Source organism: Nocardia otitidiscaviarum (genome assembly GCF_007362295.1).
Classification (GTDB): domain Bacteria; phylum Actinomycetota; class Actinomycetes; order Mycobacteriales; family Mycobacteriaceae; genus Nocardia; species Nocardia otitidiscaviarum.
In genome coordinates this window covers 6036138-6046741 of record NZ_CP041695.1, presented here as the reverse complement: position 1 = coordinate 6046741, position 10604 = coordinate 6036138, and the positions used below count along the sequence as shown (strand labels likewise).

10 protein-coding genes are annotated in these 10604 nt (G+C 68.3%); 7 read left to right on the top strand and 3 right to left on the bottom strand.

Translation table 11 applies throughout. The features are described from left to right. Nucleotides 1-8: 8 nt before the first annotated feature. Both FOH10_RS27155 and FOH10_RS27150 read left to right on the top strand, forming a co-directional pair. Entirely contained in the window at nt 9-1031 is a 1023-nt protein-coding gene (locus FOH10_RS27155) for an alpha/beta hydrolase (protein WP_029923589.1), read from the top strand. 157 nt (nt 1032-1188) lie between these two features. Continuing rightward, nucleotides 1189-2442: an Nramp family divalent metal transporter gene (locus FOH10_RS27150; RefSeq protein WP_425326104.1), complete on the top strand. Its 1254-nt coding sequence runs from the start codon at nt 1189-1191 to the stop codon at nt 2440-2442. Nucleotides 2443-2544: 102 nt separating this feature from the next. On the opposite strand, the gene FOH10_RS27145 is transcribed toward FOH10_RS27150, so the two are convergent. After that, on the bottom strand, nt 2545-3420 hold the full coding sequence (locus FOH10_RS27145; RefSeq protein ID WP_143982833.1) for a polysaccharide deacetylase family protein: 876 nt from the start codon (nt 3418-3420) through the stop codon (nt 2545-2547). 65 nt (nt 3421-3485) lie between these two features. On the opposite strand from FOH10_RS27145, the gene FOH10_RS27140 reads away from it, so the two are divergent. Further along, nucleotides 3486-3857 (top strand): MerR family transcriptional regulator, encoded by a 372-nt coding sequence (locus tag FOH10_RS27140; RefSeq protein ID WP_143982832.1) that lies wholly within the window; start codon nt 3486-3488, stop codon nt 3855-3857. A gap of 127 nt (nt 3858-3984) precedes the next feature. On the opposite strand, the gene FOH10_RS27135 is transcribed toward FOH10_RS27140, so the two are convergent. Then, complete coding sequence (locus tag FOH10_RS27135) at nt 3985-4779, bottom strand: enoyl-CoA hydratase-related protein (protein WP_143982831.1); 795 nt, start codon at nt 4777-4779, stop codon at nt 3985-3987. Between the two features lie 140 nt (nt 4780-4919). Here FOH10_RS27135 and FOH10_RS27130 point away from each other — a divergent pair, with 140 nt between their 5' ends. After that, nucleotides 4920-6161, top strand: coding sequence for a TetR/AcrR family transcriptional regulator (locus FOH10_RS27130; RefSeq protein WP_143982830.1), 1242 nt, complete (start codon nt 4920-4922; stop codon nt 6159-6161). An 11-nt stretch (nt 6162-6172) separates the two neighbouring features. Here FOH10_RS27130 and FOH10_RS27125 read toward each other — a convergent pair whose 3' ends face one another. Continuing rightward, entirely contained in the window at nt 6173-7684 is a 1512-nt protein-coding gene (locus FOH10_RS27125) for an aldehyde dehydrogenase family protein (protein WP_244961392.1), read from the bottom strand. 248 nt (nt 7685-7932) lie between these two features. Here FOH10_RS27125 and FOH10_RS27120 point away from each other — a divergent pair, with 248 nt between their 5' ends. From FOH10_RS27120 to FOH10_RS27110, 3 genes are read left to right on the top strand one after another with little or no spacing between them, the layout of a single operon-like run. Continuing rightward, complete coding sequence (locus FOH10_RS27120) at nt 7933-8928, top strand: ATP-binding cassette domain-containing protein (RefSeq protein ID WP_143982829.1); 996 nt, start codon at nt 7933-7935, stop codon at nt 8926-8928. Continuing rightward, complete coding sequence (locus FOH10_RS27115; protein ID WP_143982828.1) at nt 8925-9740, top strand: ABC transporter permease; 816 nt, start codon at nt 8925-8927, stop codon at nt 9738-9740. The genes FOH10_RS27120 and FOH10_RS27115 overlap by 4 nt, the downstream gene beginning before the upstream one ends. Then, nucleotides 9737-10600, top strand: coding sequence for an ABC transporter permease (locus tag FOH10_RS27110; protein WP_143982827.1), 864 nt, complete (start codon nt 9737-9739; stop codon nt 10598-10600). The genes FOH10_RS27115 and FOH10_RS27110 overlap by 4 nt, the downstream gene beginning before the upstream one ends. The last annotated feature ends 4 nt before the right edge of the window (nt 10601-10604 follow it).

Below are 10604 nucleotides of genomic sequence, written 5' to 3'. Positions count from 1 at the left end.
CCGCGCTCATCGCGGCCACCGCCGTACTCACCGGTCTGACCGCCGGCATCGGCACGCAGAGCGCTGTCGCTGACCCGATCATCGACAACAAGAAGCTGCTCGCCGATCCCGTGGCCCCCGACGGGTCCAGGATCACCAAGGCCGAGATGAAGGACGAGCGGAACATCCGCCTCTACGTCTACTCGGCCGCCATGGACGCCACCTATCCGGTCGATGTGCAGCGGCCCGCCGACACCTCGGAACCGCGCCCGACCCTCTACCTGCTCAATGGCGCGGGTGGCGGCCAGGACGACGCCTCCTGGCAGAAGAAGACCGATATCGTCAACGGCTTCCTCGGCGACAAGAACGTCAACGTGGTCCAGCCCATCGGTGGCAAGTGGTCGTACTACACCGACTGGCAGCAGCCCGACCCGAACCTGGGCGTCAACAAGTGGACCACCTTCTTCACCGAGGAGCTGCCGCCGCTCATCGACGCCGCCCTCGGCACCAATGGCATCAACGCCATCGCGGGCATCTCCACCTCCGGCACCACCGTGCTGCAGCTACCCGAGAAGGCTCCGGGTCTGTACAAGGCCGCCGCCGCCTACTCCGGCTGCGCCCAGTTCGCCGATCCGGTCGGCCGTGAGTTCATGCGTCTGACCGTCGAGGTCTGGGGCGGCGGCGAGATGGAGAACATGTACGGCCCGGCCGATTCGCCCGCCTGGGTCGAGAACGATCCGGTCGTCAATGCCGACAAGCTGCGCGGCGTGGAGCTGTACATCTCCACCGGCAACGGCCTGCCCGGCCAGTACGACACGCTGAACGGTGAGTACGCGCTGCCCGGTGCGTACGGTCTGGCCAACCAGCTCATCATCGGCGGCGCGATCGAGGCGGGCACCCAGTACTGCACCGCCAACCTGAAGAACAAGCTGGATTCGCTGGGTATCCCGGCGACCTACAACTTCCGCAACTCCGGCACCCACTCGTGGGGCTACTGGAACGACGAGTTCAAGAACTCGTGGCCGGTGCTGGCCCGCGGCCTGGGGCTGTAGGCGGTAGCCGATCCGAGGTTCGACGCCCCGTCCGCACTGTTGGTGCGGCGGGGCGTTTTCGTGGTGCGCCGAATGGTTTCACCTGGAAACAGGGAGATTGGTCTCTTTTTCGGGGGCTCGCTGAACGATAAGTTCGGTAACCCATAAACTTTGTTTTGTGAGCACTACCGTATTGGCCGACCCGCCGCGTTCCGCATGGCAGCGGGCGCGGTCCGCGGCGGTACTGCTCGGTCCCGCCTTCGTCGCCGCCATCGCCTATGTGGACCCCGGCAATGTCGCGTCGAATATCAGCGCGGGCGCGCAATTCGGCTATCTGCTGGTCTGGGTCATCGTCATGGCGAATGTCATGGCCGCGCTGGTGCAATTCCTCAGCGCCAAACTCGGGTTGGTGACCGGCATGTCGCTGCCCGAGGCGGTGCGCGCCAAGGCCGGCCGCCCGATCCGCCTGTCGTACTGGGCACAGGCCGAAACCGTCGCCATGGCCACCGATCTCGCCGAGGTGGTGGGCGGCGCCATCGCGCTGAACCTGCTCTTCGGCCTGCCGCTGCTACTGGGCGGTGTGATCACCGGACTGGTGTCGCTGGCCCTGCTGGCCGTGCAGAACCGGCGCGGGCAGCGGCCCTTCGAACGGGTCGTCACCGGCATGCTGGCCGTCATCGCGGTGGGATTCCTGGCCAGCGTGGTGATCGCGCCGCCGTCGGCGTCGGGCACCCTGGGCGGCCTGGTCCCGCGATTCGACGGCACCGAGAGCGTGCTGCTGGCCGCCGCCATGATCGGCGCGACCGTCATGCCGCACGCGGTGTATCTGCACTCCGGACTGGCCCGCGACCGGCACGGCAGCCCCGAACCCGGTCCGCTGCGCGCCCGACTGCTGAAGATCACCAAGGTCGATGTGGGCCTGGCCATGGTGCTGGCGGGCACGGTGAACATGGCCATGCTGCTCATGGCCGCCCAGACCCTGCGCGGGCGCGACGGCATCGACACCATCGAGGCCGCCCACGGGGCGGTGCGCGACGTGCTCGGCCCGGGCGCGGCGCTGCTGCTGGCCATCGGGCTGCTCGCCTCCGGCCTGGCCTCCACCTCGGTGGGCGCGTACGCGGGCGCGATGATCATGGATGGCCTGCTGCATCGCACGGTGCCGCTGCTGGTGCGCCGCGTGGTGACCCTCGTTCCGGCGCTCGCCATCCTGGCCGTCGGCTTCGACCCCACCCGGGCACTCATCGTCTCGCAGGTGGTGCTGTCCTTCGGCATCCCCTTCGCCCTGATCCCCCTGGTGCGCTTCACCAGCGACCGCGCGCTCATGGGCGACGACGTCAACCATCGGGTCACCACCGGGCTGGCCTGGCTGGTCGCGGGCATCATCTCGGCGCTGAACGTGGCGCTGATCTATCTCACGGTCACCGGAGGGTGACCGTGTCCCACGCGGTTTCGTAACCGCTCGTGCGGCGCAGGGGGCCGCACGCAGGGCCGCGCCCCCGTTCCGGGTATCCGGAGCGGGGGCGCGCGGCACCGCTCAGGCGGCGATCGAGCCCGCGTAGTGGTCGGCGATGTCGTCGCTGGTCGTCACCCACACGGCCGGGTGATTGGTGATGTAGTCGAGCGCCTCGACGAGATAGCGGTGCCGGAATGCCTGCCCGATCACGAATGGGTGCAGGGCCAGGGGGAGTACCCGGCCGCTGTCGTCCGCCTCGGCATCGGCGACGAGTTGGTCGAGCTGATCCTTCATCATCTGCACGAATTCCGGGCCGGTGTGCCCCTTGGCGGTGAAGATGCCGAGATCGTTGAGCTCCACCGTGTACGGAACGCTCAGCATGCCGGGCACATTCAGGCGATACGGCTGATCGTCATTGGTCCAGTCCAACACGTACCGGCCACCCAGCTCCGCGAAAAGCTCTGGTGTATTGAAGGTTTCGCCGAGGGCCGGGCCCATCCAGCCGCGCGGGCGCGCTCCGGTGCTCTTCTCGATGGTGGTGAGGATATCGCTCAGTACGGTGCGCTCCTCCTCGATCGTGAGGCCCGTGTGCAGGTGGCTGTTGCTGCTGCCGTGCGCCAGCCATGCCCAGTCGCGCTCCACGCCGGCCGTGATGATCTGCGGGTACCGCTGCGCCACATCGGAATTCAGTAGCACGCTGGCCCGCACGCCGAATCGGTCCAGGGCCTGGATCACGCGCCAGACACCCACGCGCGCACCGTAGTCGCGCCAGCCGTAGTTGAGCGGATCCGGGGTCAGCCCGGCGGTGCTCTCGTTGATGGAGGTGCTCGGCAGATCCACGTAGAAGTGCTCGATATTGAGCCCGACGTAGAAGGCGACGCGCTTGCCGTCCGGCCAGTGGATCGGTTCCCGTTCGGTGATGGGGCTGTAGTCGAAGAGTGTGATGTCCTTGCTCATGCGCATATGCTCGAACCTTGACATAGGTGTGAAGGTCAAACGTCATCCGGTGTGAGGTGTGCCATATGAGAATCGGCGAACTGGCGCGACGGACCGAAACTTCGCCGCGGCTGCTGCGCTACTACGAGGAGCAGGGGTTGATTCGAGTCGACCGCTCCGCCAACGGCTATCGCGATTACGACGAACGGCTCGTCGATCAGGTGGTCCACATCCGCGGTCTGTTGGACGCCGGTCTCCCGACCCGCATCATCAAACAGATCCTGCCCTGCCTCGACAACCCCGCCGACATCCACTTCGCCGATGCCACACCGGAAATCATCGCCACCCTGGAAGACCAGCGTGACCGCATGAGTCAGCGTATCGACCTGCTGACCCGCAACCGCGACGCCATGACGCGATACCTGGAATCGCTGCGCGGTTGTGCGCGAGCGGTATGAGGAAAGCCCGCAGGGTGCGGGCGGCCTTCGTGCCGCGCGGGATGCCGACGCGCCGGTGTACCGCGCCGCGCGAACGGACGTGGCGCATGGACGATGCGGCGTCCCGGCGTCCCGGCGTCCCGGTGACTCAGTCGGCGAAGACCGGTTTGCGCTTCTGGAGCATGGCGGCCGCACCCTCGGCGAAGTCCGGCGCCTCCAAAAGCTCGGACTGGCCGACCTTTTCGGCCGCGAGCACACCGTCCAGGGCGGCCAAGGCGGCCTGATGGAGGGCGCGCTTGGTGAGTTCGGTGGCGCGACGAGGGCCGTTGGCCAGCTTGGCGACCGCGGCCTCCACCCGGGCGTCGAGTTCGTCGGCGGGCAGGACATCGGTGACGAGGCCGTGCTGTTTGGCCTTGGCGGCGGGCAGCCGCTCGCCCAGCAGCGCCATCTCGGCGGCCAGCGGACGACCGGCCGCCGCCGCGACCATGGCCGCCGCACCGCCGTCGGGCATCAGGCCGATATTGATGAAGGCCAGCAGCAGATAGGAGTCCTCGGCGAGGTAGGTCAGATCGGCGGCGAGCGCGAACGCCGCCCCGATCCCGGCGGCGGCACCCCGCACCCGGGCGATCACCGGCAGCGGAGAATCCACGATCGCCTTGATCATGGCGTTGGCGGCGTCCATGGTCATCTCCGCGGTGACGCCGCGCGCCGTCGCCGCGGGTGCGGCGGCGAGATCGGCCCCGGTGCAGAAGTCGCCGCCCTCGCCGGTCAGAACGATGACCCGCAACGCGGTATTCTGCGATGCCGCCCGCACCGTCTCCCCGAGCCCGACCATGGTGTCGTAATCGATGGCGTTCTTCCGCCTGGGGTTGGTGATCGTGATACGCAGTACCCGTCCGTCCGGAACGGCAGTGAAGCCCGGGGTGGTCGCGATATCGGTCATGGGTGCTCCTGGGTACGCGAACGGCGACGGTGCCGATGTGGTTCGCATTGCCATTGTGGTTCGCATTGCGAATTGTGGTTAACTTAGGTGTACTTGTTCGGCACTGTCAACAGTCGGTGCCACCGAGAAGGAGAAGGTGAATGGTCGCCGATCGCAGCGAGCCGAGACTCGCTTCCGCGCGACCGGACGGCGATGCGACGCCCCGGCGTCGACCCAAGAACCGCAAGGGTCAGATCGTGCGAGTTGCCGCCCGGGCGTTCGCCGAACGCGGCTATCACCCGGTCGGAGTGGATGAGATCGCCGCGGAGGTCGGCATTTCCGGCCCCGCGCTGTACCGGCACTTCAAGAACAAGTACGCCCTGCTGGTCGCCGCCGCCGAAATGGGCGCGCAGCAGCTGCTCGACGCCGCCAAGGCCGCCGACGATCCCGAGCTGGAACCGGAACCGCGACTCACCAAGCTGATTCGCGGCGTTGCCGAGTACACCATCGACGTGCGCCGCGAAGGCGGCCTGTACCGCTGGGAGCGCCGCTATCTGGAGCGCGCGGACCGCGATCGCATCCGGGTCATGTACGTGGATCTGCACGAAACCGTGGCGGTGCCGATCCGCGAGCTACGCCCGGACGCCGACCCCGCCGACATCACGCTGCTCACCGCGGCCGTCCTCAGCGCCATCGGCAGCATCACCCACCATCGCACCACGCTGTCCACCACCCGGTTGGTCGGCCTGCTCGATGACATCTGCCGGTCCATCCTGTGCACCGAGCTGCCGCCCGCCCCGCCGCCCGTCACCGGCGACCCCGTCCCGCGCGGCCTGCCGGTCATCTCCAAGCGCGAACAGTTGCTCACCGAGGCCATCCGCATCTTCGGTCGGCAGGGCTACCACGAGGCGAGCATCGAGGAGATCGGCGCGGCCGCGGGCATCAACGCCTCCAGCGTGTACCGCTACTTCGCCAGCAAATCGGATCTGCTGGCCGCGGCGTTCCATCGCACCGGCGAACGGGTGGCCATCGCCAATGCGGAGGCGCTGGCGGAGGCCACCAGCCGCGCCGACGCCGCCGTGCGCATCGCCGAGCGCTTCGCGCGGATGACCTTCACCATGCCGGAGATCCTGCCGGTCTACTTCGCGGAATTCTCCAATCTGCCCGCCTCCGAACAGCATCGGCTGCGCTCCATCCAGCGTCAGAACGTGCTGGAGTGGGCCAACCTGCTCGACGGCGATCCCGTGGAGGCGCGCTTCCGGGTGCACGCGGCCATCGCCCAGGTGATCGATGTGGGGCGGCGCATCAAGTTCGACGCCCGCCCCGAGAACATCGCGCGGGTGAGCACGCTCATGCGCGCCGTGCTGCTCGGCGCCGACGCGACCGCCCCCGTGCGGAACTGACGACTACGCCCTCACACTCGGTGCCGGAGCCGGAAGATCATGCGCGCCAAGCGCAGATGCTGCGGATGCCGTTCGAAGGTGGACTGCTCGACCGGATCGCGCCGGTGCTTCTCCGTGATGGTGAGCGGACGGGCGAAATCCCGCAGCCGCTGTTCGTCGCGAGTTCGGCCCGGACCGTCGGTCCCGTAGACCGGAGCCGAGTTCACCGTCACCACTTCGGTTTTCAGCCGTTCGGCGAATTCGGGCACGCTGCGCACATCCCGGGTGAAGACGGCGACCGAGCGGGAGCGGCTACCGAGCCGCTCCACCGCCTCGTCCATGCCGCGCACCTTGTTCACCACCAGCACCGGCCCGACCGCGTCCCCGCTGAGCGCCAGGCTCACCTCCGGTACCTCGGTGAGCACGATCGGTTCGATGTAGGGCGTGCGAATGGAGTCCAGTCCGCCGACCACCGCCTGACCGCCGCGGCTGAGCGCGTCGCGCACGTGGCGGCGCACCACGTCGGTCTGCGACTCCAGCGTCATCGGCCCGTAGGAGGCGCGCCGGTCGGCCCCGGGGCGCAACTGACGCGCTTGCGCCGCAACAAGATCCAGGAACGGCTCGTACACCGACTCGGCCACGTACGCGCACTGCACCCCGGCCGGATTCTGTCCGGCATTGGCCATGGCGCCGAAGACGGCGGCCGCGGCGGCCTCGGGCAGCCGGGCGTCCACCTGCACCACCATGGCGCCCCGGCCGCCCTGTTCGACGAGCAGGGGTGTGGAGTGCTGGGCGCACAGTGCGGTCACCTCGCGGGCCCCGGCGGGGGAGCCGGTGTAGGAGATGGTGGCCAGCCGCGCCCGGCACAGCGCCGCGGCCGTCGTGCTGTCACCCGTGACCACCTGCAGTACCGGTTGATTCGGGGCGAGGCGGCTCCAGCTGTCGGCCAGCCAGGCGCCGATGCCGGGGGTGAGTTCACTGGGCTTGAGCACCACCGAGTTACCGGCGGCCATGGCGCAGGCGATGCCGTTCATGGCGGTCAGCACGGGGTTGTGCCAGGGGCTGAGCACACCGACCACGCCCAGTGGTCGATAGCCGACCGATGCCTGCCGCGTGTGCCGGAATCGTCCGGTGGTTCGTCGTCCGAGTACCTTCTCGGCGCTGCGGGCGGCCCAGTGCAGATGCTCCACCGCGGCGGTCACCTCGATGGCCGCGTCCAGCCGCGGTTTGCCGGTTTCGGCGCTGACGAGGTCGACCAGCTCGCGGGTGCCGCGTGCCACGGCACGCTTCCAATCCAGCAGCCAACGTTTGCGCCCGTCGAATCCGATTGCCGCCCACCACTGTTCGGCGGCGTGCGCGGCCCGGACGGTGCGGGTGACCTCGCCGGAGCCCATGATGGCGTAATCGCCAACGACCTCGCCGGTGCGCGGGTCGTAGGACGTCAGCACCTTCGGTCGGCCAGTTCCTCCCGGGTGCGCTGCCGTGCGTGGCTGCGCGGACTCGGCCATGATCACCTCTCGCAGGCCGGAAAAACGTCTCCCCATGGCTCAGACTATGGTCCGTTCGGCGTACCCGACAAGATTCGGAATGTCGCACGGACCGGGTGGTCTGTGTCATGACCAGCGGCTATCCGGGAACCGTCGAGTTTGTGACCAAGGACACAGGGCGGCCATAGATGCTTCACCGAAGCAACGAACGAGCATCTGCCGCGCCGGTAACATCACGCGGGGCGGAGGGGATCATCCCCACCGGAGGCGAAATCGTCCCCGCCGTAGCCGATAGTGGAGAGTTGATGCCGAGCTTGGACAAACCGGAGTCGAACACCGCCAGTGCGGGCGGCGACCCGGCGGTGTACGTCGAAGACGTCCGCAAATCCTTCGGCGAGGTACACGCCCTGCGCGGCGTGAGCTTCACCGCGACGCGCGGCAGCGTGCTCGGCATCCTCGGTCCCAACGGTGCGGGCAAGACCACCACGGTCAAGATCCTGTCCACCCTGCTGCGCCCCGACTCCGGCACCGCCCGCGTGGCCGGACACGATGTGCGCTCCGATCCGGCGGGGGTGCGCCGCTCCATCATGATGACCGGGCAGTACGCCGCCCTGGACGAAAACCTTTCCGGTCGTGAGAATCTCGAGCTGTTCGGCCGCCTCATGGGCCTGTCCCGCAAGGCCGCCCGGCAGCGCGCCGACGCCCTGCTCGAGGAGTTCGATCTCACCGGCGCCGGGCGTCGTGCCGTGCGCGGCTACTCCGGCGGCATGCGCCGCCGCGTCGATATCGCCTGCGGTCTGGTGGTCCGGCCCGAGGTGGTGTTCCTCGACGAGCCGACCACCGGACTCGACCCGCGCAGCCGCCAGGGCGTGTGGGATCTGGTGTCCGCGCTCAAGACCCAGGGCATCACCGTGCTGCTCACCACGCAGTACCTCGAAGAGGCCGACATCCTCAGCGACAACATCATCGTGATCGACAAGGGCACGGTCATCGCCGAGGGCACCGCCGACGAACTCAAGCAGAAGACCGGCGGCAGCTACTGCGAGATCGTTCCGCTCGACCCGGCTCAGCTGGCGAAGGTCGCCGAGGCGCTCGGCGACCTGGTCCCGGCCGCCGTGCGCGCGGAACTGGATACCGCCGAACGGCTGTCCATCCCGGCCCCCGACGGCGCCGCCACCCTCGCCGAGGCCCTGCGCCGCCTGGACGGCGCGTCCGTGCAACTCGCCGACATCGGCCTGCGGCGGCCCTCGCTCGACGACGTGTTCCTGGCCCTCACCGGGCATTCGGGCAGGCAGGCATGAGCACCGCACTGGCCGTCGAACCGAACTCCGACCTGTTCGCGGGGCTACCGGCGGCGAAGCCGTCCAGCCTCGCGCAGTGGTGGGCGCTCACCGCGCGCATCGTGCGGGTGATGGTCACCAAGGGCGAACTGGTGGTCGCCGTGATCACGCCGCTGGTGTTCACGGTCGGCTTCTACCTGCCGCTGCGGGCCATCATGAACCTGCTCAATATCGACTACGCGCAGTACGTCATGCCGATCATCGTGCTGCAGACCATGGGCTTCACCATGATGTCGAACGCGCAGATGGCCGCCTTCGAGGCGATGACCGGCCTGACCACCCGCATGCAGACCATGCCCATCGGGTCGCTGGTGCCGCTGCTGGCCCGCATCAGCGCCGGACTGGTGCGGTCGGTGACCTCGTTGACCGCGGCCCTGATCTGGGGGCATCTGATCGGGTTCCGATTCGTCGCCGGATGGGGTCAGGCCATCCTGTTCTGTGTCTTCTCACTGCTGGTCGGCACCGTGCTGGCCATCGGCGCGGACGGATTGGGCTCGCTCACCAAGAGCCCGGAATCGCTGAGTCAGGCGCTCACCCTGCCGACGCTCATCTTCGGCATGCTGTCGTGCGGGTTCGTGCCCGAGTCCCGATTCCCGGAGTGGATCCAGCCCTTCGTGCGCAATCAGCCCATCTCCCAGTTCTCCTTCGCGCTGCGGGACATGGCCGCGGGCGGGGTCACCTGGGAGGTGCTGTGGGTGCCGCTGGTGTGGCTGGGTGGTCTGTCCGTGGTATTCATCCCACTGGCGATCTGGGCGAGTGTGAGGCGGTCATGAGTACGGTCGAGAACAGCGCCGCGGCGGCCGTGGCCGACCGGGTGCCGAGCAATGTCCCGCTGCCGGTGGTGCCGCCGCGCTCCGAACGGGCCTTCACCACCTTCGTCGAGCAGAGCCTGATCCAGTGCAAGCGCATGCTCATGGGCTGGGCGCGCAATCCCGCGGTCACCGTGCAGGTGCTGCTGTACCCCGCACTGACCCTGCTCATGTTCGACGTGGTGCTGGGCGGCTCCATCAAGCAGGCGACCGGTATGCCCGCCATCTACGGTCAGGTGCCGATGGTCATGCTGGTCGCGGCCATGACCGGCGCGGTGGTGAGCGCACTCGGCTTCAAGGTGGAGAAGGTCACCGGACTGCTGAGCCGGTTCTGGACCATGCCCATCCACCGCGCCGCCGGACTGACCGGCCGCCTGCTGGCCGAGGTGGTCCGCGTCCTGGTCACCACCCTGTTCGTGCTGGTCGTCGGCGTTGCCCTGGGCTTCCGATTCTGGAACGGCCCGCTCGCCACGATCGCCATGATCGCGATTCCGGTGTTGTTCGCGGTGGGCTTCGCGGTGCTGGTGACCTCGCTGGCGACGATCAGCGAGGGCGTCGTGCTGGTCCAGATGGTCGGCATCGTGAGCAACCTGCTCATGTTCTTCAATACCGGATTCGTGCCGATCGGGGCGTATCCGACCTGGCTGCAACCGATCGTCGAGAACCAGCCCATGAGCTGCGCCATCGACGCCATGCGCGGCCTGGCCTGGGACGGTCCGGTGGCGGTGCCGCTGCTGAAGACCCTCGCCTGGACCATCGGCATGGTCGTGCTGTTCGTCTACCCGGCGATCCGCGGCTATCAGCGCGCCGCCGAGACGGCCTGACCGC

Bases quoted from the DNA above. Each gene is read 5' to 3' on its own strand.
- FOH10_RS27145 (WP_143982833.1), bottom strand. From the start codon at position 3,420: ATGAGCAAGGACATCACACTCTTCGACTACAGCCCCATCACCGAACGG.
- FOH10_RS27140 (WP_143982832.1), top strand. From the start codon at position 3,486: ATGAGAATCGGCGAACTGGCGCGACGGACCGAAACTTCGCCGCGGCTG.
- FOH10_RS27135 (WP_143982831.1), bottom strand. From the start codon at position 4,779: ATGACCGATATCGCGACCACCCCGGGCTTCACTGCCGTTCCGGACGGA.
- FOH10_RS27130 (WP_143982830.1), top strand. From the start codon at position 4,920: ATGGTCGCCGATCGCAGCGAGCCGAGACTCGCTTCCGCGCGACCGGAC.
- FOH10_RS27125 (WP_244961392.1), bottom strand. From the start codon at position 7,684: ATGGGGAGACGTTTTTCCGGCCTGCGAGAGGTGATCATGGCCGAGTCC.
- FOH10_RS27120 (WP_143982829.1), top strand. From the start codon at position 7,933: ATGCCGAGCTTGGACAAACCGGAGTCGAACACCGCCAGTGCGGGCGGC.
- FOH10_RS27115 (WP_143982828.1), top strand. From the start codon at position 8,925: ATGAGCACCGCACTGGCCGTCGAACCGAACTCCGACCTGTTCGCGGGG.
- FOH10_RS27110 (WP_143982827.1), top strand. From the start codon at position 9,737: ATGAGTACGGTCGAGAACAGCGCCGCGGCGGCCGTGGCCGACCGGGTG.